At 71.1% G+C, this 26,891-nt stretch carries 22 protein-coding genes and 1 pseudogene; 16 read left to right on the forward strand and 7 right to left on the reverse strand.

Annotated elements, in window-relative coordinates; translation table 11 throughout:
- The first annotated feature begins 101 nt into the window (after window positions 1–101).
- From B0I28_RS14130 to B0I28_RS14140, 3 genes are all read left to right on the forward strand, one after another.
- Complete coding sequence (locus tag B0I28_RS14130) at window positions 102–1,349, forward strand: ROK family transcriptional regulator (protein ID WP_219926763.1); 1,248 nt, start codon at window positions 102–104, stop codon at window positions 1,347–1,349.
- Between the two features lie 283 nt (window positions 1,350–1,632).
- Entirely contained in the window at window positions 1,633–4,470 is a 2,838-nt protein-coding gene (locus B0I28_RS14135; protein WP_106364489.1) for a glycoside hydrolase family 3 protein, read from the forward strand.
- On the forward strand, window positions 4,470–5,462 hold the full coding sequence (locus B0I28_RS14140; RefSeq protein ID WP_106364490.1) for a LacI family DNA-binding transcriptional regulator: 993 nt from the start codon (window positions 4,470–4,472) through the stop codon (window positions 5,460–5,462). The genes B0I28_RS14135 and B0I28_RS14140 overlap by 1 nt, the downstream gene beginning before the upstream one ends.
- 91 nt (window positions 5,463–5,553) lie before the next feature.
- On the opposite strand, the gene B0I28_RS14145 is transcribed toward B0I28_RS14140, so the two are convergent.
- The gene (locus tag B0I28_RS14145) at window positions 5,554–6,375 is read right to left on the reverse strand and encodes a M23 family metallopeptidase (RefSeq protein ID WP_181245785.1); all 822 of its coding nucleotides are present in this window, start codon (window positions 6,373–6,375) and stop codon (window positions 5,554–5,556) included.
- Between the two features lie 262 nt (window positions 6,376–6,637).
- Between B0I28_RS14145 and B0I28_RS14150 the strand changes: the two genes are divergently transcribed.
- Complete coding sequence (locus B0I28_RS14150) at window positions 6,638–8,257, forward strand: ABC-F family ATP-binding cassette domain-containing protein (RefSeq protein ID WP_106364492.1); 1,620 nt, start codon at window positions 6,638–6,640, stop codon at window positions 8,255–8,257.
- Between the two features lie 128 nt (window positions 8,258–8,385).
- Here the strand turns inward: B0I28_RS14150 and B0I28_RS14155 are convergent, their stop codons facing one another.
- On the reverse strand, window positions 8,386–9,609 hold the full coding sequence (locus B0I28_RS14155; protein WP_106364493.1) for a hypothetical protein: 1,224 nt from the start codon (window positions 9,607–9,609) through the stop codon (window positions 8,386–8,388).
- Window positions 9,610–9,714: 105 nt separating this feature from the next.
- Between B0I28_RS14155 and B0I28_RS14160 the strand changes: the two genes are divergently transcribed.
- The 3 genes from B0I28_RS14160 to B0I28_RS14170 all read left to right on the forward strand — a co-directional run bounded on the left by B0I28_RS14160 (window position 9,715) and on the right by B0I28_RS14170 (window position 12,547).
- Window positions 9,715–9,975 carry a helix-turn-helix domain-containing protein gene (locus B0I28_RS14160; RefSeq protein ID WP_106364494.1) on the forward strand — a complete coding sequence of 87 codons (261 nt, stop codon included), beginning with the start codon at window positions 9,715–9,717 and terminating at the stop codon, window positions 9,973–9,975.
- 136 nt (window positions 9,976–10,111) lie between these two features.
- Window positions 10,112–12,079 (forward strand): ABC transporter ATP-binding protein, encoded by a 1,968-nt coding sequence (locus tag B0I28_RS14165; protein WP_425433443.1) that lies wholly within the window; start codon window positions 10,112–10,114, stop codon window positions 12,077–12,079.
- 264 nt (window positions 12,080–12,343) lie between these two features.
- On the forward strand, window positions 12,344–12,547 hold the full coding sequence (locus B0I28_RS14170; protein ID WP_106364496.1) for a cold-shock protein: 204 nt from the start codon (window positions 12,344–12,346) through the stop codon (window positions 12,545–12,547).
- 63 nt (window positions 12,548–12,610) lie between these two features.
- Here B0I28_RS14170 and B0I28_RS27280 read toward each other — a convergent pair whose 3' ends face one another.
- Window positions 12,611–13,810 carry a hypothetical protein gene (locus tag B0I28_RS27280; protein WP_181245786.1) on the reverse strand — a complete coding sequence of 400 codons (1,200 nt, stop codon included), beginning with the start codon at window positions 13,808–13,810 and terminating at the stop codon, window positions 12,611–12,613.
- Entirely contained in the window at window positions 13,803–14,387 is a 585-nt protein-coding gene (locus B0I28_RS14180; RefSeq protein WP_245888975.1) for a SigE family RNA polymerase sigma factor, read from the reverse strand. Before B0I28_RS14180 ends, B0I28_RS27280 begins: the two co-directional genes overlap by 8 nt.
- A gap of 154 nt (window positions 14,388–14,541) precedes the next feature.
- On the opposite strand from B0I28_RS14180, the gene B0I28_RS14185 reads away from it, so the two are divergent.
- The 5 genes from B0I28_RS14185 to B0I28_RS14205 all read left to right on the forward strand — a co-directional run bounded on the left by B0I28_RS14185 (window position 14,542) and on the right by B0I28_RS14205 (window position 21,853).
- Complete coding sequence (locus tag B0I28_RS14185) at window positions 14,542–15,561, forward strand: GNAT family N-acetyltransferase (protein ID WP_146148098.1); 1,020 nt, start codon at window positions 14,542–14,544, stop codon at window positions 15,559–15,561.
- 84 nt (window positions 15,562–15,645) lie between these two features.
- The gene (locus B0I28_RS14190) at window positions 15,646–16,668 is read left to right on the forward strand and encodes a GNAT family N-acetyltransferase (RefSeq protein ID WP_181245787.1); all 1,023 of its coding nucleotides are present in this window, start codon (window positions 15,646–15,648) and stop codon (window positions 16,666–16,668) included.
- A gap of 57 nt (window positions 16,669–16,725) precedes the next feature.
- A complete protein-coding gene (locus tag B0I28_RS14195) occupies window positions 16,726–17,760 on the forward strand; it encodes a GNAT family N-acetyltransferase (RefSeq protein WP_106364500.1) in 1,035 nt (344 codons plus the stop codon).
- A 309-nt stretch (window positions 17,761–18,069) separates the two neighbouring features.
- Window positions 18,070–19,944 carry a DEAD/DEAH box helicase gene (locus B0I28_RS14200; protein ID WP_245888976.1) on the forward strand — a complete coding sequence of 625 codons (1,875 nt, stop codon included), beginning with the start codon at window positions 18,070–18,072 and terminating at the stop codon, window positions 19,942–19,944.
- Window positions 19,945–20,077: 133 nt separating this feature from the next.
- On the forward strand, window positions 20,078–21,853 hold the full coding sequence (locus B0I28_RS14205; protein ID WP_106364502.1) for an Hsp70 family protein: 1,776 nt from the start codon (window positions 20,078–20,080) through the stop codon (window positions 21,851–21,853).
- A 37-nt stretch (window positions 21,854–21,890) separates the two neighbouring features.
- Here B0I28_RS14205 and B0I28_RS14210 read toward each other — a convergent pair whose 3' ends face one another.
- The 3 genes from B0I28_RS14210 to B0I28_RS14220 all read right to left on the reverse strand — a co-directional run bounded on the left by B0I28_RS14210 (window position 21,891) and on the right by B0I28_RS14220 (window position 24,615).
- Window positions 21,891–22,337 carry a DoxX family protein gene (locus B0I28_RS14210; protein ID WP_219926764.1) on the reverse strand — a complete coding sequence of 149 codons (447 nt, stop codon included), beginning with the start codon at window positions 22,335–22,337 and terminating at the stop codon, window positions 21,891–21,893.
- Window positions 22,338–22,532: 195 nt separating this feature from the next.
- Window positions 22,533–24,005, reverse strand: coding sequence for a M48 family metalloprotease (locus B0I28_RS14215; RefSeq protein WP_146148100.1), 1,473 nt, complete (start codon window positions 24,003–24,005; stop codon window positions 22,533–22,535).
- Between the two features lie 37 nt (window positions 24,006–24,042).
- The gene (locus tag B0I28_RS14220; protein ID WP_106364505.1) at window positions 24,043–24,615 is read right to left on the reverse strand and encodes a TetR/AcrR family transcriptional regulator; all 573 of its coding nucleotides are present in this window, start codon (window positions 24,613–24,615) and stop codon (window positions 24,043–24,045) included.
- A 91-nt stretch (window positions 24,616–24,706) separates the two neighbouring features.
- On the opposite strand from B0I28_RS14220, the gene B0I28_RS14225 reads away from it, so the two are divergent.
- The 4 genes and pseudogenes from B0I28_RS14225 to B0I28_RS14235 all read left to right on the forward strand — a co-directional run bounded on the left by B0I28_RS14225 (window position 24,707) and on the right by B0I28_RS14235 (window position 26,600).
- A complete protein-coding gene (locus B0I28_RS14225; RefSeq protein ID WP_106364778.1) occupies window positions 24,707–24,910 on the forward strand; it encodes a DUF3046 domain-containing protein in 204 nt (67 codons plus the stop codon).
- Between the two features lie 120 nt (window positions 24,911–25,030).
- Complete coding sequence (gene recA, locus B0I28_RS14230; RefSeq protein WP_106364506.1) at window positions 25,031–26,089, forward strand: recombinase RecA; 1,059 nt, start codon at window positions 25,031–25,033, stop codon at window positions 26,087–26,089.
- Window positions 26,064–26,171, forward strand: a pseudogene (locus tag B0I28_RS28625) (hypothetical protein); the annotation flags it as partial. The gene recA and the pseudogene B0I28_RS28625, both read left to right, overlap by 26 nt.
- Window positions 26,172–26,174: 3 nt before the next feature.
- Window positions 26,175–26,600 carry a regulatory protein RecX gene (locus B0I28_RS14235; RefSeq protein ID WP_106364507.1) on the forward strand — a complete coding sequence of 142 codons (426 nt, stop codon included), beginning with the start codon at window positions 26,175–26,177 and terminating at the stop codon, window positions 26,598–26,600.
- The last annotated feature ends 291 nt before the right edge of the window (window positions 26,601–26,891 follow it).

A 26,891-nucleotide genomic window follows, 5' to 3' on the forward strand; every position in this document is an offset into this window, starting at 1 on the left:
TGTCAGGGACTGCCCGACGACCGCTTGTCGCCATCCACGACAATGCCCAACGAGACCGGCTTCGGACACGATGGGCCACGAGCTCGCAACAGGAGGACAACATGGCGATGCGGATAGCGGCGAAGTCCGCCGGTCCGGGCGATGCCGAGGAGGCGCCCGGGCGCGCCAAGCGGGCCGACTTCACCGACGTGCGCGCCAACAACCTCGGGTTCGTCCTCCGCCAGGTCCGGGCCGAGGGCCGGTGCTCGCGCGCCGACCTCGCCGCCAAGACCGGCCTGAACAAGGCCACGGTGTCCTCGCTCGTCGCCGAGCTCATCGAGCGCCGCGTCCTGCGCGAGTCCGGCTCGGTCATCGGCAACATCGGCCGCCCCGCGGTCCTCCTGTCCGTCGACACCGGCTACTACGCCTCGCTCGGCGTCGAGGTGAACGTGGACTACATGACGCTCGTCGCCGTGGACCTCGCCGGGAACCGCCTCCTGTCCTGGCGCCGCGCCCACGACGGCGCGGGCGCCACCCCCGGCAAGTCGGTCTCGGCGCTGGCGGGCCTCGCCAAGCGCGCCGTGGACCGCATGGACTCCGAAGGGCGCCAGATCCTCGGGCTCGCCGTGGCCGTTCCCGGCATGATCGACAACGACGGCGTCGTGCAGCGCGCCCCGATGCTCGGCTGGTCGGACTTCGACCTCACCGGCCGCCTGCGCCAGGCGATGCGCGACCCGAAGTACGCGGTCACCGCCGACAACGACGCGAACCTGGGCGCGGTCGCCGAGCAGCGCTTCGGGTCCTGGGCCGGCGTGTCCAACGTGATCTACCTGACCGGTGAGATCGGACTCGGCGCCGGGCTCATCGTCGACGGCGAACTGCGAAGGGGCGCCTCGGGGTTCGCGGGCGAGATCGGGAACCTCCTGGTCGAGGTCGACGGCCGGATCGGGCGCGTCGAGGACCTCGCGGGCATCCGCGCCGTCCTCGATGAGCTGTCCGAATCGGACGACATCGCCGGGACCGAGGTGGAGGCGGAGGTCGAGGACATCGTCACCCGCGCCCGCGCGGGCGAACCGCGCGTCACCGAGGCCCTGGACCGGATCGGCCGCGCCCTCGGCGCGGGCATCGCCCTGGCCGTGGACCTGCTCAACCCGGAGGCCGTCGTCCTCGGCGGCCACTACCAGGCGCTGAGCCCGTGGATCGGCCCCGCCGCCGAGACCGAGCTCGCGGCCCGCACCCACGCCTCCGGCGCGGGCGGGGCCGAGGTCGTCGTCTCGGCGCTCGGCCACGAGGCCCCGGCCCTCGGCGCCGCCACCGGCATCCTCAACGACATCGACGCCGGGCTCATGCCGACCCCGCTCGGCCGGTAACGCCCGATCCGCCCGGTTGTTTCAGAACTGTTACCCCGGCCGTTTCCGCAGGTGACGCCTGCGGAAACGGACGAAAACCACCGAACATCCACGCTGCCGCGCCCCGTCCGCCTTGACCGGCGGGCGGGCCGGGGTGTAGAAATCTTGCATTCCTCAATCGAAGCGCTTCGACAAGCTTCTTCAATGAAAAAGCCGCCACCAGGTGGAACACCCTGATCTTCGAAGCGCTTCGATGACGCAAGACACAGCCAGCGACAGCGACGTCCAAGCAAGGAAGACCCTCATGACCGACCCGCGTCCCGCCTTCCGCGACTTGCCATTCCGCGACCCCGCCCTCCCCCGCGAGGAGCGCGTCTCCGACCTCCTCGCCCGGCTGACCCTCGACGAGAAGATCGGCCTGCTGCACCAGTACCACCGGCCGGTCGAACGGCTCGGCATGGGCCCCTTCAAGACCGGGACCGAGGCCCTCCACGGGCTCGCCTGGCTCGGCGAGGCCACCGTCTTCCCGCAGGTCGTCGCCCTCGGCGCCACCTGGAACCCCGAGCTCGTCGAAGAGGTCGGCGCCGCCGTCGCCGACGAGGTCCTCGCCTTCAACCACGAGGACCCCGTCAAGGTCGGGCGCAACGTCTGGGCCCCCACCGTCAACCCGCTGCGCGACCCCCGCTGGGGCCGCAACGAGGAGGGCTACTCCGAGGACGCCTGGATGACCGGGCTCATGGGCGGCGCCTACGCGCGCGGCCTCAAGGGCGACAACGGCTCCGTGTGGAAGACCGCGCCCACCGTGAAGCACTTCCTGGCCTACGGCAACGAGGCCGACCGCTGCACCACCTCCTCGAACATGCCCCCGCGCGTGCTGCGCGAGTACGAGTTCGCCGCCCACCGCCCGGCACTGGCGAGCGGCGACGCGGTCGCGGTCATGCTCTCCTACAACCTTGTCAACGGCCGCCCCGCGCACGTGACCCCCCTCGTGAACACCGAGCTGCGCACCTGGACCGCGGACGAGGTCTTCATCGTCTCGGACGCCTACGCGCCCAACAACCTCGCGCAGCTCCAGGGCTACTTCGAGGACCTCCCCACCGCGTACGCCGCCGCCGTCAAGGCCGGCCTCGACTCCTTCACCCAGGACGACGACCGCGCCGAAGGCGTCCTCGCCCACGTCCAGGCCGCCCTCGACCGGGGCCTGCTCGACGAGTCCGACATCGACACCGCGGTGCGCCGCAACCTGGTCGTGCGCTTCGGCCTCGGCGAGTTCGACCCCGAGGACCCGTACGCGCACATCGGCCGCGAAGCGGTGAACTCCCCTGAGCACCAGGCGCTCGCGCGCGAGGCCGCCACCCAGTCGATCACCCTGCTCAAGAACGACGGCATCCTGCCGCTCAAGGCCCCCGAGAAGATCGCCGTCATCGGCCCGCTCGCCGACGTCCAGATGCAGGACTGGTACTCCGGGACGCTCCCGTACGCCGCCACCGCCCGCCAGGCCCTCGCCGCGCGCGCCGAGGTCGTCTACAGCGAGGGCGTCGACCGCATCCGCCTGCGACACAACAAGGGCTATGTCACCGCCGCGCCCGACGGCGCCGAGCTCACCATCACCGACACGCTCGGCGCGGCCGCGCAGTTCGACGTCTTCGACTGGGGCGGCTGGTCCTACACGTTCCGCTCCGCGGCCACCGGGAAGTACCTGGACGGGCGCCTCGACGGGACCGTCGGCGCCGACTCGCCCGGCCCGCACGAGTTCGACGTCCACGAGACCTTCCGCTTCATCGACGTCGAGGGCGGGAAGATCGCGATCAAGCACCTCCACCGGCCCGACGGCGCCGAAGACGGCAAGTGGATCGGCGTCATCGACAACCGGCTCATCCTGGTGGACAGCCAGTCTGAGGCCGCGGCGTTCGACATCGACCACGTGGTCCGCTCGCACGACATCGCCGCCGACCTGGCCCGCGACGCCGATGTCGCCGTCGTAGTGCTCGGCGACCACCCGCTCGTGAACGGCCGCGAGACCGAGGACCGCGCCGACCTCAACCTCTCGAACAGCCAAGAATGGCTCCTGCGCAGAGTCGTCGAGGCCAACCCGAATACCATTTTGGTCATGTCCTCCTCCTACCCCTACGCCGTGAACTGGGCCGCCAAGCACGTGCCCGCCGTGGTGTGGTCGGGCCACGGAGGCCAGGAGTGGGGGAACGCGCTCGCCGACGTCCTGTACGGCGACCGCGACGCCGAGGGCCGCCTCCCGCAGACCTGGTACACCGACGCCGCCGAGCTGCCGGTGATGCTCGACTACGACATCGTCGCCTCCGACGCGACCTACCTGTACTACCTCGGCCAGCCGCTCTACCCGTTCGGCCACGGCCTGTCCTATGCGGACTTCACGTACGCGGACCTCAAGGTGGACAAGGATCGCGCGGGCTCGGGCGACGAGCTCACGGTGACCGTCGACGTCACGAACGCCTCCGGCCGCGACGGCGTCGAGACCGTGCAGCTCTACTCGCACCAGTGCGGCTCCCGCGTCAAGCAGCCGCTGCGCCAGCTCCGCGGATTCCGGAAGGTGCGCCTCGCCGCGGGCGAGACCCGCACCGTCTCCTTCACCGTCGCCGTGGACGACCTCGCCCACTGGGACAACACGACCGGCCGCATGATCGTCGAGAAGAGCCGCCAGCGCCTCATGGTCGGGCGCTCGGCGACGAACATCGTCCTGTCCGCGTCGGTGCGCATCGACGGCGAGACCGCCGGTCCCCGCGACCTCGGGAAGCCGCTCGCGGCCGCCTCCAACGACGCCTACGCGGGCGTGCTGTGGCGCGACGAGACCCGCGCCTCCGGCGACGTCATCGCCGCCGAAGAGGCCGGGGGCTGGATCATGCTGGGGGACTGCGACTTCAGTCCCGGATACACCACGGTGACCGCGCGCGTCTCGGGCCACGCCTCGCAGCTGCAACTGCGCGTGGACGACCCGCTCGACGGCGACGTCCTCGCGAAGATCGACACGCCGATGACCGCGGGCGTCTACGACTACGCCGAGGTGACCGTGGACTTCGGCGGCGCCGAAGGCGTCAAGGACCTGTACGTGACGTTCGAGTCCGGCCCCGTCCGCCTCGCGTCGCTGACCTTCGGCGGGCAGTCGTAGTGGCCGGCCCTGGCCGCGGCGTCACCATCGCCGACGTGGCCGCCCGCGCCGGGGTCGCCGCCTCCACCGTGTCCTATGTGATCTCGGGGAAGCGGTCGATCTCGCCGGAGACCGCCGGGCGGGTCATGCAGGCCGTCGCCGACCTCGGCTACCACCCGCACGCGGGGGCGCGCTCGCTCGCGTCCCGGCGGGCCGGGGTCATCGCGATGATGTTCCCGATCCGCGACGGCATGCACCTGCCGGTGCTCATGCAGTTCGCGGCCGGGGCGGTCGCCGAGGCCCGCCGCCACGACCAGGACGTGCTCCTCATGACCGCCGACGAGGGCCCCGCGGGCCTGGCCCGCGTCGCCGCCTCGGCCATGGTCGACGGCCTCATCCTCATGGACGTCGAGGTCCGCGACCCGCGCGTGGAAGTGCTGCGCCGCCTGGGACTCCCGAACGTCCTCATCGGATTCCCCGCGGACTCGAAGGACCTGACCTGCGTCGACCTCGACTTCACCGCCGCGGGCCGCGCCTGCGCCGACTACCTCGCCGATCGCGGCTGCGGCGACATCGCGCTCCTCGGCGCCGCCGAAGCGGTCTACGAGCGGCGCACCGGCTTCGCCGAGCGGGTCCGCGAGGGCTTCCTCGGCCGCCCCGGCGTCCGCGCGGAGGTCCGGCCCTGCCCGAACTACCCGACGGAGGTGCAGCGCGCGGTCAAGGAGCTCCTGGCCGCGCGGCCGGACCTCACCGGGCTCGCCGTCCACAACGAGCCCGCGGTCGGGCACGTCATGCACGCGCTCGCCGACGCCGGGAAGCGCGTGGGGGAGGACTTCCACGTGGTCGTCATCGGCCCCGACGAGGTCGCCGAGCGCGTCCACCCGCAGCTCCCGTCGGTGCTCGTCCCGGCCGAGACGCTCGCCCAGACCGCGGTGCGCCACCTCATGCGCAAGCTCGACGGCCTCGACGTCCCCGACTCGACGCTCCTCGAACCGCAGCTGACGATCCGCTAAGGCGCGCAAGGCAGAACGGCGGCCCGGAGGATGGTGGTCCTCCGGGCCGCCGTCTTCCCCGTGCGGGGAGAGTGCAGCTTTCGTCGCGCCGCTACCCGACGTCCAGCCCCTGCTCCTGGAGCCAGGCCAGGGAGTCGACCTTCTCGCCGTCGATGAGCACCTCGAAGTGCAGGTGCGGGCCGGTCGAGTTGCCGGTGGTGCCGGCCAGGATCAGGGCGTCGCCCTTCTCGACCTCGTCGCCCACGTTCACGAGCACCTCGGAGGCGTGCGCGTAGCGGGTCTCGACGCCGTTCCCGTGGTCCACGTAGACCACGTTCCCGTAGCCGCCGGCCTCGTAGCCGACGTACGTCACGGTGCCCGCGCCCACGGAGACGATCTCGTCGCCCTCGTTGTTGCCGAAGTCGGTGCCGCCGTGCATGGAGCCGTTGCGCATCCCGTAGTAGGAGGTGATCGACGCGGTCGACGGCAGGCCCCACGGATTCGCGGCCGCCTCGGCCTCCGCGGCGGCTTCGGCCTCGGCCTCGGCCTGCGCCTGCGCTTCGGCCTCGGCGGCGGCCTTCGCCTCGGCCTCGGCGGCGGCCTTGGCCTCCGCTTCGGCCTGCGCCTGCGCCTGGGCCTCGGCCTGCTCGGCGGCGTAGTCCGCGGCCATGCCGGCCAGGACGTCGTCCACCTTCCAGTCGGCCTGGACCACGGTGGCGTCCATGTCGACCTCTGAGTCGGCGGCCTGCGCCGCGGCCTGCCCGGAGAGGGCCGACACCACCCAGCCGGTGATGATCGCCGCCGCCAGGCCCCCGCTCACGAGACGCCAGGTGTGACGTTCGCGACGGATGCGGCGGCGCCGGATCACGGCGCGGAGTCGGCGGCTGGTCAGTTCGCGTCCTGCGTTCTCGCAGGTGTCGTCATGCTTGCCCATAAGACCGGGAAACCTACCGGATCCAATCCGGACAAACCCGGCTCGACCAGCGAAACCACACTCGAACTGGTCCCCTTGCGGGCGAGGTCGGCACCCGGGGGCGGCCGCGGTTCCTCCGAAAGGAGGAGGCCGATGACAGAACGTGAACAGTCCCTCGCAAATGGTGTCTTCGGTTATATCGGCGCGACCGTGACCCACGCCGCCGCCTAAACTTGGAACGCCTGCGGCCAATCGGCCCGAAACCCGCTTTGAGGAGTGCCCCATGATCACCGCCACCGGTCTTGAGCTGCGCGCCGGATCGCGCATCCTCGTGTCCGGGGCCGATCTGCGGGTCCAGCCCGGCGACAGGATCGGACTCGTCGGGCGCAACGGCGCCGGCAAGACCACCACCATGAACGTCCTCGCGGGCCTCACCCAGCCCTACAGCGGGAAGATCGAGAACAACGGCCCCTTCGGATACCTCCCGCAGGACCCGCGCTTCGCCGACCTCACCCAGACCGCGAGCAACCGCGTCCTCTCCGCCCGCGGCCTCGACCAGCTCCTCGCCGACCTCGCCAAGACCGAGGTCGAACTCGCCGAGGTCGCCGACGACGCCCAGCGCGACAAGCTCGTGCGCCGCTACTCCCGCCTCGAAGAGCAGTTCTCCGCCCGCGGCGGCTACCAGGCCGAGTCCGAGGCCGCCCGCATCTGCTCCAAGCTCGGCCTCGAAGACCGCATCCTCGCCCAGCCCCTGGAGACCCTCTCCGGCGGCCAGCGGCGCCGCGTCGAGCTCGCCCGCATCCTCTTCTCCGACGACGGCGACGGCATCCTCCTCCTCGACGAGCCCACCAACCACCTCGACGCCGACTCCATCAACTGGCTCCGCGGCTTCCTCGCCGGGCACAAGGGCGGCCTCGTCCTCATCACCCACGACGTCGAACTCCTCGACGAGGTCGTCAACACCGTGTGGTTCCTCGACCCGACCCGCTCCGTGATCGACCAGTACAACCTCGGCTGGAAGGCCTACCAGCGCCAGCGGGCCGAAGACGCCGAGCGCCGCCGCCGCGAGCGCGCCAACGCCGAGAAGAAGGCCGAGGCCCTCACCCGCCAGGCCGCCAAGCTCGGCGCGAAGGCCACGAAAGCCAAGGCCGCCAAGGGCATGCTCCGCCGCGCCGAGGCCATGATCGACAACCTCGAAGAGGACCTGCTGCAGGAGAAGGTCGCCGACGTGCGCCTCCCGCAGCCCGCCCCCTGCGGCAAGGTCCCGCTCACCGCCACGGGCCTGTCCAAGTCCTACGGCTCGCTGGAGATCTTCACCGGCGTCGACCTCGCCATCGACCGCGGCTCCCGCGTCGTCATCCTCGGCCTCAACGGCGCGGGCAAGACCACGCTCCTGCGGATGCTCGCCGGGACCCTCGAACCCGACACCGGCGCCGTCGAGCCCGGCTACGGCCTGCGCATCGGCTACTTCGCGCAGGAGCACGACACGCTCGACCACACCGGCACCGTCCTGGAGCAGATGCAGTCCGCCGCCTCCGACTCCGGCGCCGACCTGCCCGACTCGGAGCTGCGCAAGATCCTCGGCGCGTTCCTGTTCCCCGGCGACGACGTCCACAAGCCCGTGCACGTCCTCTCCGGCGGCGAGAAGACCCGCCTGGCGCTGGCGAGCCTGGTCTGCTCGGGCGCGAACGTGCTCCTCCTCGACGAGCCCACGAACAACCTCGACCCGGCGAGCCGCCAGCAGGTCCTCGACGCGGTCGACGGCTTCACCGGCGCGATCGTCATGGTCACCCACGACCCGGGCGCGGTCGAGGCCCTCCGCCCCGAGCGCGCGATCCTGCTGCCGGACGGCGACGAGGACCTGTGGTCCGACGACCTGATGGAGCTCGTCGAGCTCGCCTGATCCGAGCCCCGCTCGCGGGACGTCCCGCTTTCGGGCGACAACCGGCCCGGCGGGGCCGGTTCCTGTCGGACCCGGCGGGCAGGATCGCTCCTATCTTCCCCGGGGCGGGTGGGGGTTAGGGGTGGTTATCAGCCCGAGTACATCAGGACGATCGCGGCGCACGCGCCCGCGGCGGCGCTGATGATCGGGGCCCGCACCGAGTGCTTGCGGTCGGCCCGCGCGGTGGCGGCGACGATGAGCCACGGGCACAGGGCGATCCAGCCGTACTCGGGGTGCTCGGGGTTCGAGCCGCTGAGCGGGGCGATCATGAGCGCCAGGAGCGGGCCGATCATGAGCGGCCACGCCGAGCTGGTCCCGAAGCGGCGCAGGCTCTCCACGATCGCCGGGCCGCACGCCACGGCCACGAGCGCGGGCATGAGCGCCACCCACCACAGCTGCCCAGGGTGCGCGGCGATCTCGCCGATGGCCGCGTTGTAGGTGTCCACGAGGCCGTACGGCCACGAGGACCCGGTCATCGCGGCGAGCGCCAGCACCGCCAGCGCCGCGCCCGCCGACACCAGGATCTGCCCGGGTCGGCGCCGCGCGAAGTACAGGCACAGCAGCGAGACCGCGAACCACGCGGCGCCGTACGAGAGGAGCGCGGCGATCCCGAGGAGCCCGCCCGCGGCGGCGGCGCCCCAGAACGCGTCCCAGCCCTTGACGCGCCGCTCGGAGGCCACCGCGCCGCACGCGAGGACCGCGGCGCACGCGGCGGCGGCGATCCCGTCGACGCCGAGCGTCGCCCACGCGGCCCACGGCCCGAGGATGAGCACCGGCGCGAGCGCGCGGGCCGCGACCGGGCCGGACACGGACTTGACCGCGACGAGCACCAGCGGCACCGACAGGCACGACAGGGCGATAACCGTGATCGCAAGGCCCGCTTCGGAACCGGTGTACGACACCAGGAGCGCGATCGCGCCGCGCGCGCCGTCGGTCGCCGTCGACATCGTCGTCGGGTCCACATTGGTGTGCAGTGCGGCCGACCACGCGATGGAGGCCAGATAGGACAGCACCAGCAGCACGTGCCACGACATCCGCACGGCCGCAGGGCGGGTCGCGACCCCGAGCACGGCCGCCGCCGCGAGCGGCGCCACCACCATGCCGGGCGTCACCCGCAGCGAGAGGTTCTGGGCCGGCCACCACGGGAGCGTCGTCGGACCGACCACTTCGGTCGTCGAGACCGCCACCGACGCCATGGTCAGCACGACCATGGTGAGGCACAGCCAGATTCCCAGGTCGCGCAGGCGCGAAGGGCGCCGCGCCGGGGCGAGGGCGTCGACCCGGTCGGTGAATGAGGTCTGCGGTGCGGTCACGTCACGAAACTATCGGGTATCCGACAGAAACGTCCGCCGGGCGAGAGAACTCCGGCAAACTTCACAACACACCTTTCATCACCCTCCGTATCCGGGAAAGGACTCATGACCCCCGAATCCATTCCTCCCCCCGAGGGCGTCCCCGCCGATGCGGGCGCCGCGAAGACCGATCCGAACCGGCAGGTCCGCGGCGACGAGCGCCGCGAGCTCACCGGCCGCGTCACCGCGGCCTACGAGCAGGGCCGGAGCATCAGGGACATCGCCTCAACGATAGGCCGATCGTACGGTTTCGTGCACCGACTGCTGGCGGAAGCGGGCGTCGACTTCCGGACCCGCGGCGGCGCGCGCAAGGGCGGCGGGAAATAACCTGGGCTCCTCCGGGCGTTCCACGTTCGGATAACGAACGACGAAACGGCCCAAGCCCCACCACCGGACTGCCGCGGACTGCCACCGACCTGACCGGACGACGACCGCACTTGGGCACTTGCACACGGGAGGCCCAGTGTCATCGATGGGACCCGCCGGTTGGGACGCCATGCGCTCGATGCGGCGCGCGGACGACCTCAAAGGCGTCACACTCAGCCGCGGCGTGAAGCGCCGCATCCTGCGGTTCGCGCGGCCCTACCGCCGCGACATCGCCCTGTTCATCGGGCTCGTCACGCTCATCGCCGCGATCGGCGTCGCCACGCCCGTCCTCGCCGGCGACATCGTCAACGAGCTCACCGGCGCGGACGGCACCCAGAGCGGCGTCATCAGGCTCGCCTCGATCATCGCCGGCCTCGCCCTCGCCGAGGGCCTGCTCAACCTCGCCATGCGCTGGTACGGCGCGAAGCTCGGCGAGGGCATCATCTTCGACCTGCGCCGGGCCGTGTTCGACCACGTCCAGTCCCAGCCGGTCGCGTTCTTCACCCGCTCGCAGACCGGCGCGCTGGTCTCGCGCCTGAACAACGACGTCATGGGCGCCCAGCGGGCGTTCACGAGCACGCTCTCCGGGCTCGTCTCCAACGGCATCGCGGTGGCGCTCATCATCGGCGTCATGTTCTTCCAGTCCTGGCAGATCACGCTGCTGTCGCTGGTCCTCGTCCCGGTGTTCCTGGTGCCCGCCAAGTGGGTCGGCCGCAAGCTCGCCGCGCTCACCAAGGAGTCCTTCGACCTGAACGCGGCCATGAACACCCAGATGGCCGAGCGGTTCAACGTCGGCGGCGCGATGCTCGTGAAGCTCTTCGGCCGCCCCGACACCGAGTCCGCGGAGTTCGCCGGGAAGGCCGACCGCGTGCGCGGCATCGGCATCACCACCGCGATGTACGCGCGCACGTTCATCGTCGCGCTCACCCTCGTCGCGGGCCTCTCGCAGGCCCTCGCGTACGGCCTCGGCGGCGCGCTCGTGTTCGCCGGGCAGCTCAGCGCGGGCACCGTCGTCACTCTCGCGCTGCTGCTCACGCGCCTGTACGGGCCGCTGACGGCCCTGTCGAACGTGCGCGTCGACGTCATGAGCGCCCTCGTGTCCTTTCAGCGCGTCTTCGAGGTCCTCGACCTCAAGCCGCTCATCGAGGAGAAGCCCGACGCCCGCGAGCTGCCCGACGGGGCCGCCTCGATCGCGTTCCGCGACGTGCGCTTCCGCTACCCGGGCGCCGACGAGGTCTCCCTCGCCAGCCTGGAGGACCTGGCCCGCCCCGACCGCTCCGACAGCGGCCGCGAGATCCTCCGCGGCGTCTCCTTCGACGTCGCCCCCGGCCAGCTCGTGGCCCTCGTCGGCCACTCCGGCGCCGGGAAGACCACCATGGCGGGCCTCGTGCCGCGCCTGTACGACGTGACCGGCGGCGCCGTCGAGGTCGGCGGCGTCGACGTGCGGGACCTCAAGGGCGAGTCCCTGTCGGCGAAGATCGGCATGGTCACCCAGGACGCGCACCTGTTCCACGACACCGTCCGCGAGAACCTCGCGTACGCCCGCCCCGAGGCCACCGACGAGGAGATCTGGGCGGCCCTGGACCGCGCGCAGATCGGCGACACCGTGCGCCGCCTCGATTCCGGGCTCGACACGGTCGTGGGGGAGCGCGGCTACCGGTTCTCCGGCGGCGAGAAGCAGCGCCTCGCGATCGCCCGCGTCCTGCTCAAGGCCCCGCCGATCGTCATCCTCGACGAGGCCACCGCCCACCTCGACTCCGAGTCCGAGGCCGCCGTCCAGCGCGCCCTCGACACGGCCCTGGAGGGCCGCACCTCGCTCGTCATCGCCCACCGGCTCTCCACTGTGCGCCGCGCCGACACGATCGTCGTCCTTGAGGACGGCGAAGTGGTCGAGTCCGGCACCCACGACGACCTGGTGGACCGCGGCGGGCTCTACGCGGAGCTCTACAAGACGCAGTTCGAGGGGCGCAGCGGATCGAACGAGGAGTTCAGTGAGGAGCGCAGCGAGGACCGCTCCGAAGAGGTCGAAATCGGTCCGGACGGGCCCCTTTCGACCGCCGCATGAGTGACATGGGCCATATCTGCTCAGAGCGAAACCACATCGTTGCAGGTCAAGGCCTTACACGTGAGGATGATTTCGTGCTGACAGGTTTGAAGAATGCAGGCGTACTGTAGGGTCCAAAGGCCGCTTCGGTTCAGTATTCGCCGAAGCGGTGAAGCGCCAGCAATGGCGGCACACCTCAGACCGCTACGCCAACGCCCCAGCTAGGTACCCCCTGGACCGGGTCCGCGGCGGGTCTGAACATCAACATCGCAAGGAAATGCAGTAATGGCGCAAGGCACCGTTAAATGGTTCAACGCGGACAAGGGCTTCGGCTTCATCGCTCCTGACGGCGACGGTCCGGACATCTTCGTCCACTTCACCGCGATCACGGGGAACGGCTACCGCACCCTGGAAGAGAACCAGCGCGTGGAGTTCGAGATCGAAGCCGGCAAGAAGGGCCCGCAGGCCGCGAACCTGCGCGCCCTCTAGGCAATCGAGCACGAAGCCGCTGCCCTTCATTCCGAAGGACAGCGGCTTCTGTGGTGTCCGGGGTCAGCCGGTGTACCAGGACAGCAGCTCGATCTCGTGGTCGACGGTGAGGAGACCCTGCGGCAGGGCCATCTCGTCGACGAGTTCGCCGCCTGGGCCGACCAGGTACACGGTGGCCGCGGTCGGCGTCTGGTTGAGGATCAGCATCGACCCGTCCTCCAGGAACTCGACCTGGCGCGTCTCTCCCTGGGTGAACCCGCCGACGACCGGCAGGTCGATCTCCTCGCCGGTCTCCATGTCGAAGTACTTGTCGCAGCGCCACCCGTGGCTGTCGCCCTCGGTCTGGTGGACGCACGCCTCGCCCATGTCGGCCGACATGCCCGAGGCGATGTAGTACATCGCGTTGTCGCCCTCGCCGAGTTCCGGCACGTCCACCGGCTCGGTGCCGTCGTAGCGCATCACGGTGCCCTGGTCGTCCCACAGGTGCTCGCCGTCCGGGAGCCACTTCGCGGTGCAGTACAGCTCCTCCGGAAGGTCGGTCAGCTCGCCGGTGCTCACGTCGAGTACGTACGAGTGGAACCCCGTCGTCGCGCCCTCCTCTGGGCCCGTCTCGGTGAAGATCACCCGGTTGGAATCGGGCGACCAGGTGATCGGGCAGGCCACGGTGTCCATCGAGAACACCGGCAGCGCCTCCAGGTCCGAGTCGCCCAGTTCCGCGTAGACCCCGCCGCAGGTGCTGGCGCGGTCGATCCAGACGGACCGGTCGCCGTCGGGCGCCGGCTCGTACAGGTAGTCGCCCGCGTCGAGCACGGTCGCCCCGCCGTCCGAGACCAGGTAGGTGGCTTCGCCGGCTTCCGCGTCGTAGCCGCGGAACAGCATCCCGTCGGGCAGCGCGGTCAGCGGACCGGCCGTGCCGGAGTCGCCGCGAGCCGGGAAGGTGAAGTCCAGGTCGTCCCAGTCCTTCACGCTCACAGTGCAGTTCGAACCCTCGTCGGGCTCGCCCTCGGAGGTCGTGACCTCCTCCGGGCTCTCGGTCGTCGACTGCTCGGCCGGGCCGGGGCCCGGGTCGTGCTCGTCGCCGAGCCAGGCGGCGGTGCCGGTCCCGGCGATGGCGAGGGCGGCGGCGACGGTGGCGGCGCCCGCCGCGATGCGCTTGCGGGTCATGCTTCGCGCCTTCCTGTAGGCGCCGGCCGCGAGGTCGCGTTCCGGCTCGGCGTGGTCGTCCCCGATGTCGTGGAGCAGCGAGCGGATCGACTCAGGCATTGCGCTCTCCCATCTGGCTGTTGAACTCGCGCTCCCATTGGGCGAGTTGGAGATCCGCGTCCCCGAGCACGAGGTGGGGGAAGCGGTTCCTGAGGTTGCGCAGGCCGCGCTGGACGCGGGCCCGCAGCGTGGTCACCGGGCAGTCGAGGACGGCCGCGGCGGCGGCCTCGGTCCGGTCCTCGAAGTAGCGCAGGACGATCGCGGCCCGCTGGTTCGGCGGCAGCGACAGCAGGGCCGCGTGGACGGCGAGGCGCAGCGCCGTGTCGGGCTCCTGCGCGGCCCGCTCGGGCACGGCGTCGACGGCGATCTCCGCGACCTTCGTGCGCCGCCACCGGCTGACGTGCAGGTGGTACATGGTGCGCCGGGTGTACGCCTCGGCGTTCGCGGTGCGGTGTAGGCGCTTCCACGCCCGCCAGGTGCGGGCGAGGGCGTCCTGCACGAGGTCTTCGGCGAGGCCGCGGTCGCCCGTCAGGAGGTAGGCCGACGCGCACAGCGACCGCGACCTGGCCCGCACGAAGTCCTCGAACTCGCCCTGCCGCGTCGGCGGCGCCCCCGGCGGGGCAGAAGGTTCGCTCACATTCGTTCCGTTCATGGAGTGGGTATGGGTGGATACCAAGCAAGACGGGAATCGGCACGCCGCAGCGCATCCTACGAACGGCTGACCATCATCACCCGAACGGCCGATCCGGAAACCGATTGATGCCGCCGCGTCCGCACTGCACACTGTGTCGGTGAAAATCATCGAGTTCAACGCGGACGACACCGATCTGATCGACCGGTCCTTCGCCATCCTCACCGCGGCGAACCGCGCCGACGCACCCGAGAACCCCACGTACACCGAGCGGTTCTTCCGGACCCTGTTCACCCACCTCATGCCCGGCCGCGCCCGCCACTGGTTCGCCTCCGTCGGCGACGACGGCGAGGCCGTCGCCGTCGCGCGCGTCAACTTCTTCACCGAGGAGAACCTCGACCTCAGCCGCATCGAGGTCCACGTCCACCCCGACCACCGCGAAGGGACCGTCGAGGCCGACCTGTTCGCGCACGTCGAGGCGTTCTCCCGCGCGCACGGCCGCACCACGATCGTGTCCTCCGCGCCCGTCCACTGGGAGGGCGGGCCCGCCCGCGACGGCGCCCGCGCCGCGCTCCTCGAATCGCGCGGCTACACGCTCGCGCTCACCACCGTCAACCGCCGCAGCCCGATCGACCCGCTCGGCGCCGAAGAGGAGGAGCGCCGCCACGCCGAAGCCCTCGCGAAGGCCGGGGACGCCTACGAGATCCGCCAGTGGATCGGCCCCGTCCCCGACGACCTCCTGGACACCATGTGCCGCATGGACACCATGATCGTCAACGAGATCCCCCTCGGCGAGCTCGACTTCGAGGTCGAGCAGATCACGCCCGAGAAGTTCCGCGCCAAGGAGGCCGTCAACGAGGCCGAGGGCCGCCTCTGGGTCATGTCCGTGGCCGTCGAGCGCGCCACCGGCGAGGTCCGCGCCTGGACCGAGATCGCCCTCGACGACGGCGACACCGTCAACGGCATGCAGGGCATCACGATCGTCGACCCCGACCACCGCGGCCACCGCCTCGGCCTGCTCCTCAAGCTCGCGAACCTGCGCCTCGTGCGCGAGCACTCGCCGACCACGCAGTGGATCTGGACCGACAACGCCGACGTCAACGCGCCCATGATCGCCATCAACGAACTCATGGGCTACACGACCGTCGACGCCAACGCCGAATACCAGCTCAAGGGCTGAACCGCTCAGGCGCCCTTGGGTTCACGCATCCACGGGCGCCTGCGGCGGACCCCGGTCATGGACGGTCCGGGCCATACTCGGGTCATGCAGATCACCCCTGTGGACCCGGCCGACGACCGCACGGCGGGCGACATCCTCGCCCTCATCAACACCGTCCTCGCCGTCGACGCGCCCGAGAACCGCCGCCCGGTCGAGCGGTCGTTCCGCGCCGAGCTCCGGCAGGAGCGGCCCGGCATGGAGGTCGCGTACTTCGCCGCCGACGACGGCGGCGCGTTCGCCGGGTACCTCGGCATCGCCCTCCTGGTCGGCGACAACCCCCACCTCGCTATGGCCGAGCTCATGGTCCACCCCGACCACCGCCGCCGCGGCATCGGCACCGCCCTCCTCGACCACTTCGCGGCCTACGCCTCCGAGCGCGGCCGCACCGACCTCGTCGCAGGGACCCTCACCACCTGGGGCGACGGCCCGCGCCGCCCCGACACCGGCGCGAACTTCCTGGAGCGCAACGGCTTCGCGCTCGCCCTCGTCAACGTCCACCGCCGCAGCCGCACCGACGCCCTCGACGCCGAGACCGAACGGCGGCTGTGGGACCAGGCGGTCGCCGCCGCGGCCGACTACGAGGTCCGCACCTGGACCGGGCCCGCCCCCGACGACCTCATCGAGTCTTACTGCCGCCTCGACGCCATGACCCGCACCGAGGTCCCCTCCGGCGACATCCAGATGGAGCCAGAACGCGTCGACGTCGAACGGGCCCGCGCCAAGGAGGCCAGGTACGCCGCGATCCACCAGGTCCCCGTCAGGGCCGCCGCCGTCCACCGCGCCACCGGCGAGGTCGCCGCCTACACCGACATCCACGCGTACACCGACCCCGAAGCCGTCCACGCCGCGCAGGGCATCACCATCGTCGACCCCGACCACCGCGGCCACCGCCTCGGCATGCTCCTCAAGCTCGCGAACCTCCGCCAGCTCCGCGAGCACTTCCCGCGCGTCGCCGAGGTCTGGACCGAGAACGCCGACGTCAACGACCACATGGTCGCCATCAACGACCTCCTCGGCTACGAGGCCGTCGACGCCCTCAGCATCTACCAGCGCAAGCTCCAGGCCTGACAGGACGATTCCGTAATTCGGTTGCCGAGTGTCATACCCCCTGGTCAGACTGTGCAGATGAGCAACATCCAGATCGTCGAACTCGACCCCGCCGACGACGACCTCGTCGCAAGCGCGTTCGAGGTGCTGCGCGCCGCGCACGCCGCAGACGCACCCGAGGCCCCCGCACCCCACTGGGGGAACTTCTCGCTGGGCCTGGTCCACCCCGACCCCGCCGAGCACGGCCCGACCTTCGTGGCCGTCCGCGACGGAGAAGCCGTCGGCCTGGCCGAGGCCGGCTACCCGAGGCGCGAGAACCTCCACTTCGGATGGGCCAGCATCCACGTCCATCCCGACCACCGCCGCCAGGGCATCGGCTCGGACCTGCTGAACCACTTCATCGAAGACGCGAAGCGCCGCGGCCGCACCACCCTCACCATCGACACCCGCCTCACCTGGGAAGACGGCGTCGAGCGGTCCAAGGCCGGGCAGCTCTTCGCCGAGAAGCACGGCTTCGAGCAGGCCCTCACCTGGATCAACCGCCGCTGCGCCGTCGACGCCCTCGAACCCGAGGCCGAGCAGGCCCTCCTGGAGCAGGCCCAGGCCGCCGCGGGCGACGCCTACGAGATCGTCTCCTGGATCGGCCGCACGCCCGAGCACCTCGTCGACACCATGGCCCGCATCGACTCCACGATCCTCGAAGAGGTCCCGCTGGGCGACCTGGAGCTCGGACCGGAGACCATCGACGCCGAGCTCAAGAACGCCCGCGCCGACCGCAACGAGGCCATGGGCGTCAACGCCGTCCAGACCATCGCGATCGACAAGGCCACCGGCGAGGCCGTCGCCAACACCGCCGTGTTCGCCTACAGCGACCCGGAGTACCCGGACGCGTTCCAGGGCATCACCATCGTCAACCCCGCGCACCGCGGCCACCGCCTCGGCACGCTCCTGAAGATCCTCAACCTCCGCCTCGTGCGCGAGAACTTCCCGCAGGTCCGCCACATCTGGACCGACAACGCCGACGTCAACGCCCCGATGATCGGCATCAACGTCGCCCTCGGCTACGAGATCCTCGACGGCGGCGCGGAGTTCCAGCGCAAGCTCGACGCCTAGCCCGACCCCCGAAAGGGTGTCTCCAGGCACAAGCCGACCGTGAGAGTGGCGACCGCTTCTCACGGTCGGCTATTGTTCTTAGCTGGCCCTAGTTCTTCATTGCAGAGGCCCGATCAGGCGCGTCCCGCCCCATCACCGTCGGCTCATGGTGAAACCGATATTCCGCGGAACGTGCGTCACTTACGAAGTCGTTCTCGCGGAAGGCGAACCATGACTCTTGACCAAACCGTGCCGGATGCTGCCATCAGTGAATCCGACATTGCCCCCGAAACCACTGAAACCCTCGAATCCTCCCCGTCGGAGGCCGCGGTGACCGAGGCTCCCGCAGCCGACGCGGCGCTCACGGAGGAGTTCACCGTCGAGACCGACGAGGTCCAGGCCCCCGAGGGCCCGACCTTCGAGGAGCTCGGCCTCCCCGAGAAGATCACGGCCGCGCTGGCCGAGCAGGGCATCATCACGCCCTTCCCGATCCAGGCCGCCACGATCCCGGACGCGATCAGCGGCCGCGACATCCTCGGCCGCGGCCAGACCGGCTCGGGCAAGACCCTGGCCTTCGGCCTGCCGACCCTGTCGCGCCTCGCCGCGGGCGGGCGCACCAAGGCCAAGCGGCCGCGCGCGATCATCCTGACCCCGACCCGCGAGTTGGCGATCCAGGTCGCCGAGTCGCTCCAGACCTTCGGCGACGCCGTGGGCATCGAGATGAAGGTCGTCTGCGGCGGCACCGCGTTCTCCCGCCAGATCGACGCGCTCCGCGCCGGGGTCGATATGCTCGTCGCCACCCCGGGGCGCCTCCGCGACCTGATCCGCCGCGGCGAGTGCTCGCTCGAAGACGTCGAGCTCGCGATCCTCGACGAGGCCGACCAGATGGCCGACATGGGCTTCCTGCCCGAGGTCGAGGAGCTGTTCGACCAGCTCCCCACCGGCGGCCAGCGGATGCTCTTCTCCGCCACGCTGGAGGAGGAGATCGACGTCCTCGTCCGCAAGTACCTGTCCGACCCGGTCGTCCACTCGGTCGACCCGCCGGCCGGCTCGGTCACCACGATGAGCCACCACCTGCTGCTCATCGGGCCGCGCGACAAGGCCACCATGACGGCCGCCGTCGCCGCCCGCCCGGGCCTGACGATGGTGTTCGTGCGGACCCAGCTCGCGGTGGACCGCATCGCCGAGGAGCTGCGCGAGGCGGGCGTCAACGCCGAGGGCCTCCACGGCGGCATGACCCAGGCCGACCGCTCGAAGGTCCTGGAGCGCTTCAAGAACGGGCGCCTCGACGCGCTCGTGTGCACCGACGTCGCGGCCCGCGGCATCCACGTGGACGGCGTCGACATGGTCCTCCACGTCGACCCGCCGAAGACCCACAAGGACTACCTGCACCGCGCCGGCCGCACCGCGCGCGCCGGGCAGTCCGGCCACGTGGCGACCCTGGTGCTGCCGCACCAGAACCGGTCGATGTTCAGCCTCATCGAGCGCGCCGGGGTGGACGCCACGCGCCACTACGTCAACGACAACTTCGACGCCGAGCTGACCGCGCTCATGGGCGCCCGGAACTTCACCGACCTGCGCGCGGTGTCCTCCGAGCACCAGGCGACCCGCAACGACGACGAGGTCAAGCGCCTCGAACGCCAGATCGAGCGCCTGAAGGAGGACGCCGAGGGCCTGCGCGCCGAGGCGGCCCGCCTGCGCGAGCAGGCCGAGCGCGAGATCCTCGAAGGCCCGTCCAAGCGCCGCGACGACCGCGGCCCGCGCCGCGACCGCGAGGACCGCGGCGGCTACCGCGGCAACCGCGAGGGCGGCGGCCGGGGCGGCTACCGGGGCAACCGCGAGGGCGGCGGCCGCGGTGGGTACCGCGGCGACCGCGAGGGCGGCCGCGGCGGCTACGGCGAGCGCCGTGAAGGCGGCCGCGGGGGTTACGGCGACCGCGACAACCGCGGCGGCTACGGCGACCGCAACCGCGGCGGCTACGGCGACCGCGAGGGCGGCCGCGGCGGCTACCAGGGCAACCGCGAAGGCGGCGGCTACGGCAACCGCGGCGGCGGCTACCAGGGCGGCCGCGACAACGGCGGCTACCGCGGCAACCGCGAGGGCGGCTTCCGCGGCGGCGACGACCGCGGCCGGGGCGGCTACGGCGACCGGGACCGCGGCGAGCGCCGCGGCTACGGCGACCGCGACCGCCGCGACCGCTGGTAGGCACTGAGCACGTGAACTGAGGCCGACGGGGATTCCCCCGTCGGCCTCGGTCGTCTTCTCCTGGGGGAACCGGGCGCGGCGCGCCCGAAGTACCCTTGCGGGACCGCAGCCCCGCACCCCTGAAAGGTCCTGAATGGACGCCGCCTCGCGCTCGGCCGCCGCCCTCGGCATCGACTTCGGCACCCACAACACCGTGGCCGCGGTCCTGCGCGGCGACGGGCGGCGGCACCAGATCCTCTTCGACGGCCATCCGCTCCTGCCGTCAGGAATATATATCGACCACGATGGATCACTACTGGTCGGCAGGGACGCGGCGAGGGAGGCCCGCCGCCACCCGCACCGCTACGAACGCAATCCGAAGCTCCGCCTCGACGCGCCCTCGCTCCTCTTGGGGGACAGGGAGGTCCCGATCGGCGACGCCGTGCGCGCCGTCCTGCGCCGCGTCCTCGCCGAGTGCACCGCGATCGCCGGGCCGCCCCGGTCGGTCACGGTCACCGTCCCCGCCGCCTGGGGCCCGAACCGCCGCCACATCGTCACCGACGCCGCCCTCGCGGCCGGCCTGCCCGCCCCGCTGCTCCTGCCCGAACCCGTCGCGGCGGCCCGCTACTTCGCGGAGGTCCTCGGGCACCGGATCGAGCCCGGCCGGGCCCTCGTCGTCTACGACCTCGGCGCGGGCACGTTCGACGCGAGCGCGGTCGCCTTCGGACCGGGCGGCTTCGAGGTCCTCGCCGTCGACGGCTCGGACCGCGTCGGCGGCCACTACCTGGACCAGGCGCTCGTCGACTACCTCGGCGGGCGCTTCGCGGGGACCGAGGAGCGCTCGTCGGCCTGGCGGGCCCTGCTCGACCCCGACGCGGGCGGCGAGGTGCTGCGGGCCCGGTTCCAGCTCTACGACGAAGTGCGCGAAGCGAAGGAGCGGCTGTCGCGCCGCTCGACCACCGAGGTCCTCGTCCCGGGCTTCGCCGCCGAAGAACTCCTGACCCGCGCCGAACTCGACCTCCTCGCCCGGCCGCTCCTGGCGCAGACCGTGGCGATCACGAAGGCGGTGATCCGCGAGGCGCGGCTCTCGCCCGACCAGGTCGCGGGCGTCTTCATGGTCGGCGGCGCGAGCCGGATGCCCTTGGCCGCCACGATGATCCACCAGGAGCTCGGCATCGCGCCGACGATGATCGAGCAGCCCGAACTCGTGGTCGGCGAAGGGGCCGTGGCCGTCGCGGACCAACCCGTGACCCCCGCGGCCGTCCCGCCTCCGGCGCTCCCGCTCACCCCCGCCGCGGTCCCGCCGCCGACAGCCCCGGTCACCGTGGTGCAGCCGGTCGTCCAACCCCCGCCTCCGCCGCGGCGCCGCGGCCTCCCCGTGGCGCTCCTCGCCATCGCGACGGTGCTCGCGGCGTCGCTGGTCGGCGGCGGCGCATGGTGGCTGGGAAGCCTCGACGGCCAAGCGGCGGAAGAGGACCCAACCGGGACTGAGGAATCCGAGACCGTCGAAACAGAGGACCCCGCCTCACCTCTCGCCACGAACACGCCTGAACCGGAGGAGACGACGACCTCCGCCGCGCCCGAGGTGATCACCGGCGAGGTCTACTGGAACTGCCCGCAGACCCGCTTGTACTGCGCCGGCCAGGGCGGCGAGCCGGGCATCCGCGGCTCCGCCTCCGACCCGACCGCGATCGGCTACGCGGCGGTGGGCACGGTGTTCGAACTCGTCTGCTACGAGACCGCGGACCTGATCACGCCCCGCGGCAACGAAGGCGAAGAAGGCTACTGGGACTACCACGAAGGCAAGGACGCCTCGGACGTCATGGTCCGGGTCGTCCTGGGGGAGAACGAGTTCGGCTACATCCCGTTCGTCTGGCTCATCATCGACCCGGCCGACGTCAACTCCCTCGGCGGCCTGGCCGAGTGCTAGCCCGGGCGGGCGGTGGGGCCCGCCCGGACGTCTCCACTTAGGCCGCGGCGGCGGCCGGCTCGGCCGCCTCCTCGTCCTTCTTCCTGTTGAGCCACAAGCTGTCAAGCGCGAGCAGCCCGCCGCCGGAGAACCCGATGGCGATGGCGAACACGGCCAGCGTCAGCACGTACTCGTAGCCGCCGTTCATCGAGAAGAACCCGCCGTCGAGGTGCACGAAGTACATCGCGCCCAGCATGACCGCGGCGAGCGCGAGCCCCACCAGCGGCAGCAGCGCCCCCGCGATGAGCAGGAAACCGCCGACGAGCTCGGTCGTGGCCGCGAAGTAGGCGGACAGCGTGGGTGCCGGGATTCCCATGCCCTCGAAGCCTTGCGCGGTCGCGTCGATCCCGTTGGTGCTCCACTTCTGCCACCCGTGCGCGATGAACACGACCCCGAGCGCCACGCGCCCGATGAGCAGCCCGATCGGTTGGAGTCTTGCGATCACATTGCCTCCCATTGCGAATGCTGCCCCATACAAGGACAGGCTTAGTTGACTGTTCAACTAACCCGCGAGCATACCAACGAGTAGGGGTCTGTGTAAATATGACCCACCTTCAGATATCTAACGTGATTTGCGCGGTAAAGACCTGCTCACAGGCAAGGCCGACAGGAGTATCCTGTCGTCTTCGGCCGCATGTGCTCAGCCCTCGGCGACCGCCCGGTGGAGGTCCACGCCGCGGTCCGCGAGCGCCTTCCGGAACGCGTCCGCGTCCGGCTCGGCCGCGAACAGCGGCGCGATGAGCTCCTTGGGGGCGAACGGTTTCCCGTCGGCGCCGACGAGCCCGGTCCCCTCGCCCCAGCGGATCTCCGCGCGCATCTCCTGCGACCTGAACGCCGCCACGGCGACCATCGAGGCGAGCCCGCCCGCCGGGAACCCGCGCCGGTCCAGCTCCAGGAACAGCGCGTCGCGGCGGCCGGAGTCGATGTCCGCCAGCAGCCCTGCCAAACTCGCCCGCGACGGGCCCAGCAGCCCGCCGATCACCTGGTAGGAGCGAGCCGCCCGCTCCTCGTGTCGATTGCGCTCCACCCGGTCGGCGACCTCCTCCCAAGAGGCGCGGACCGTGCCGGGCGACTTCCACATGACGTCGACCATCGCCGCGACAGGGCGGTAATCGGTGAACAGGCTCAGCGCCGGCGCCTCGTCGCCCGGCCGGGTCTTGTCCGGCACGCCGACGAGCGCGGCGACCCTGCGCGCGAGCGACGGATGCGTCGCACTCCAACCGGTCTTGTCCGACAGCGGCTCGGCGCGCAGCGCCGCCCGCTCCTCCGGCAGCGCGTCGAGGAAGCGGGAGAACCCGCCCGCGATGTCGAACGGCAGCAGACCCTGTTCTACTGCGGGGTCCAAGTGCGCCTTGCAGAACCGGTCCCACATGCGGTCGAGCACCTGGATCTCGGCGATCGTCGACCACGTGTTCGGGCCGCCCGCGTACGCGGCCGCCGCCTGGTCGCCCGCGAGCACTCTGGCGCCCGTGATCCGCGATGTCGCCGCGAAACAGATCTTGGCGTACGGCCACAGCAGCAGGTTCAGCGGATTGATGGGGTATTTCGCGAACAGCGTCTGAAGGTAGAGGTGCCCATCCCAGACCCGGCCCTCGATCGACCGGAGCGACGTCGCCGAGCCGCTCATGTGGACCGCCAGCATCGCCCGGAACAGGCCGACCGTCCGGGGCATGAACACGCCGATGCCGAGGAGGAGCGTGGCCCGCCGCATCCCACGGCGCGAGACTCGCTGCGAGTAGAGACCGGAGTCGTTGTCGACGAGGATCTCGTCGGGGACCGTCCCGCCGACGGCGGCGGCGACCTCCTCGACCAGTGCCCACAGCTCCGGGGCCCGTTCCCGGTCCACTGGCTCGCCCTGCAGCGGCGCGGAGACGTCGCGGAACGCCGCGACGGGCGGGAGCAGTGCGACCACCGCAACGATGACGGCGCCGAAGAGGACGCCGGGCGTCGGCGCCCCGATCGACTGCGCCAACGGGATGACGAGGGCGCCCAGCAGTGCCGCCGACAGCAGCGTCCACGGCGCGAACCCCCACAGCAGCAGGAGGGTCATCGCGCAGGCGAACTTCGAGGCCGTCCGTGCAGGAAGGGGCCGGAGTGATGCGGAGGGGTTCACGCCGGAATCGTAGACGAGCCCGGTTCGGATCCAGTCCTCAGTGGCGGCGGACCGCTTCTTCGACCAGTTGGAGGATTCGGGTGATCTCCAGGTCGTCGCGGCCGGTCGCGAGGTAGCGGACGAGGCCGTCGTACATGAGCTGGAGGAAGCCCGCGAGGACCTCGATGTCGACGTCGGTGCGCAGGACGCCGACCTCGCGCTGGTGCTCCAGGCGCTCGCGGCTCGCCTCGGCGATGGCCTCGCGGCGGCGGCCCCAGGCCTCGGCGAACTCGGGGTCGGTGCGCAGGCGCCGCGCGACCTCCAGCTGCGTCCCCAGCCACCCGGAGATCTCCGGCTTGTCGGCCCCCGCGGTCAGGTCCTGCATGACGCCGACCAGGCCGCGCTCGGCCACCGTCGCCGCCATCTCGGCCGCGTCGACCGACGCGACCGCCAGGAACAGCGCGTCCTTGTCCCTGAAGTGGTGGAAGATCGCCCCGCGCGAGAGCCCCGTGGCCTCTTCGAGCCGCCGCACCGTCGCGCCCTCGTACCCGAACTTGGCGAAGCACGAGCGGGCGCCGTCCAGGATCTGCTGGCGGCGCGAGTCGAGGTGTTCTTGGCTGACGCGAGGCACCCGGCAATCTTGCCACCTGGGATTGGCCCCGGGCCAACGAGTCGCCTACCGTTGTCCCCATGGACAGGTGCGGACGACGGGGGAGCGGCGCGTGAAACTCAGCGACTTCTGGGAGCGGATGGACGAGACCTTCGGCCCGGCCTACGCCAGGTCGGTGGCCTCCGACGCCACCATCGGGCAGCTCGGCGGCCGCACCATCGACCAGGCGCTCGCCGAAGGCGAGAACGCGAAAGCGGTGTGGATGGCGGTGTGCCGGGCCTGGCCCGAGCGGATCCCGGCGCGGCTCGTGCGCTGATCGGCGGATCCCTCGTGTTGCGAGTTGCGCCGTGTTCGAACAAGCCGTTGTCCTACCTTGTCGGAGGGTGCGGCTACCGTATTCGACATGGCTAAGCAGACAGGATCCAAGGGAGGCGGGATGAACTCCGCTCAGGACAAGGCCAAGGCGCTCGATCTCGCGCTGGCCCAGATCGACAAGCAGTTCGGCAAGGGCTCGGTCATGCGACTGGGGGAGAAGCCCAAGCAGAACGTCAAGACCATCTCGACCGGATCCATCGCGCTCGACGTGGCCCTCGGGGTCGGCGGCCTGCCGCAGGGCCGCATCATCGAGATCTACGGCCCGGAGTCCAGCGGTAAGACCACGATCGCGCTCCACGCGATGGCGAACGTGCAGGCCGAGGGCGGCGTGGCCGCGATGATCGACGCCGAGCACGCGCTCGACCCGATCTATGCCGAGAAGCTGGGTGTGAACGTCGACGACCTGCTGGTCTCGCAGCCCGACACCGGCGAGCAGGCCCTGGAGATCGCCGACATGCTGGTCCGCTCCGGCGCCGTCGACCTCATCGTCATCGACTCGGTGGCCGCGCTCGTGCCGCGCGCCGAGATCGAGGGCGAGATGGGCGACTCGCACGTGGGCCTCCAGGCCCGGCTCATGAGCCAGGCGCTGCGGAAGATCACCGGCGGCCTGAACACCACGGGCACCACGATGATCTTCATCAACCAGCTCCGCGAGAAGATCGGCGTCATGTTCGGCTCGCCCGAGACCACCGCCGGCGGTAAGGCGCTCAAGTTCTACGCTTCGGTGCGCCTCGACATCCGCCGCATCGAGACGCTGAAGGACGGCGGCGAGGCCGTCGGCAACCGCACCCGCGTCAAGGTCGTCAAGAACAAGGTCGGCTCGCCGTTCCGGCAGGCCGAGTTCGACATCCTCTACGGCATCGGCGTGTCCAAGGAGGGCTCGCTGATCGACATGGGCGTTGAGCACGGCATCGTCAAGAAGTCGGGCGCCTGGTACACGTACGAGGGCGACCAGCTCGGCCAGGGCAAGGAGAAGGCCCGGGCGAACCTCAAGGAGAACCCGGACCTCGCGCTGGAGATCGAGAAGCGCATCAAGGAGAAGCTCGGCGTCGACGCGGCCGCCGCCGACGCCCCGGCGTCGATCGAGGACGAGATTGAAGAAGCCCCGGTCGACTTCTAAGCCGAACGACCCGGAAGAGGCCCGGCAGTACTGTCTCCAACTGCTGTCGGGCCGTCCCCGGACGCGTACCGAACTCGGCGACTCCATGCGCCGCAAGGGGTTCGAGGAGCACATCGTCTCCGAGATCCTGGAGCGGTACTCGGAGGTCGGCCTCATCGACGACGCCGTCTTCGCCCGCGCCTGGGTCGAGTCCCGCCACCGCTCCCGCGGCCTCTCGAAGCGGTCGCTGGTCGGCGAGCTGCGCCGCAAGGGCGTCGACCCGGACTTCATCGACGCCGCCGTCGAGCAGGTCAGCGACGAGGACGAACGCGAAGCGGCCCTGGAACTCGCCCGCCGCCGCTACCGGTCCTTGGCGGGCCAGAGCGACGACGCCGTGCTGCGCAAGCTCGTGGGCATGCTCGCCCGCAAGGGCTACGGCTCCGGCATCGCGATCCCTGTGGTGAAGCAGGTCCTTGCAGAGGCCGAGAGCGACGCCGCGGAGCTCCTGGACGAGGACGCCCACTTCGAGTGAGGGCGACTCGCGTTCGCTGGCGCCCCCGCTTGCAAGCATCCCGCGGGGGTGCGACAGCGGCTTCGAACAGGATGTCGGTGCCTGCGGGCACCATCGAAACCGGGGGCGGTTGCGGATTGAGGGATGCTCGGGTTCGGTGGCGCCCCCGCTTTCGAGTGTTGCTCGGGGGTGCGACATCGGGTGTGGCGGCGGTGTAGGCCGGAGGGCGGGACGGGGAAGCGGCAGGGTCGAGGTGTTCCATCATCCGGAATGCGGCAGGTCGGTAAGGAGCCGTTAACGCGATCGACATAC

Origin of the sequence: Glycomyces artemisiae, from assembly GCF_003002955.1 — a bacterium.
GTDB lineage: Bacteria > Actinomycetota > Actinomycetes > Mycobacteriales > Micromonosporaceae > Glycomyces > Glycomyces artemisiae.

What these genes read in the sequence shown, in the direction of transcription:
- B0I28_RS14145 (WP_181245785.1), bottom strand. Translation starts at nt 6,375, where the DNA reads ATGGGCAAGCATGACGACACCTGCGAGAACGCAGGACGCGAACTGACC.
- B0I28_RS14135 (WP_106364489.1), top strand. Translation starts at nt 1,633, where the DNA reads ATGACCGACCCGCGTCCCGCCTTCCGCGACTTGCCATTCCGCGACCCC.
- B0I28_RS27280 (WP_181245786.1), bottom strand. Translation starts at nt 13,810, where the DNA reads ATGCCTGAGTCGATCCGCTCGCTGCTCCACGACATCGGGGACGACCAC.
- B0I28_RS14195 (WP_106364500.1), top strand. Translation starts at nt 16,726, where the DNA reads ATGAGCAACATCCAGATCGTCGAACTCGACCCCGCCGACGACGACCTC.
- B0I28_RS14130 (WP_219926763.1), top strand. Translation starts at nt 102, where the DNA reads ATGGCGATGCGGATAGCGGCGAAGTCCGCCGGTCCGGGCGATGCCGAG.
- B0I28_RS14170 (WP_106364496.1), top strand. Translation starts at nt 12,344, where the DNA reads ATGGCGCAAGGCACCGTTAAATGGTTCAACGCGGACAAGGGCTTCGGC.
- B0I28_RS14205 (WP_106364502.1), top strand. Translation starts at nt 20,078, where the DNA reads ATGGACGCCGCCTCGCGCTCGGCCGCCGCCCTCGGCATCGACTTCGGC.
- B0I28_RS14235 (WP_106364507.1), top strand. Translation starts at nt 26,175, where the DNA reads ATGCGCCGCAAGGGGTTCGAGGAGCACATCGTCTCCGAGATCCTGGAG.
- B0I28_RS14190 (WP_181245787.1), top strand. Translation starts at nt 15,646, where the DNA reads ATGCAGATCACCCCTGTGGACCCGGCCGACGACCGCACGGCGGGCGAC.
- recA (WP_106364506.1), top strand. Translation starts at nt 25,031, where the DNA reads ATGAACTCCGCTCAGGACAAGGCCAAGGCGCTCGATCTCGCGCTGGCC.
- B0I28_RS14160 (WP_106364494.1), top strand. Translation starts at nt 9,715, where the DNA reads ATGACCCCCGAATCCATTCCTCCCCCCGAGGGCGTCCCCGCCGATGCG.
- B0I28_RS14150 (WP_106364492.1), top strand. Translation starts at nt 6,638, where the DNA reads ATGATCACCGCCACCGGTCTTGAGCTGCGCGCCGGATCGCGCATCCTC.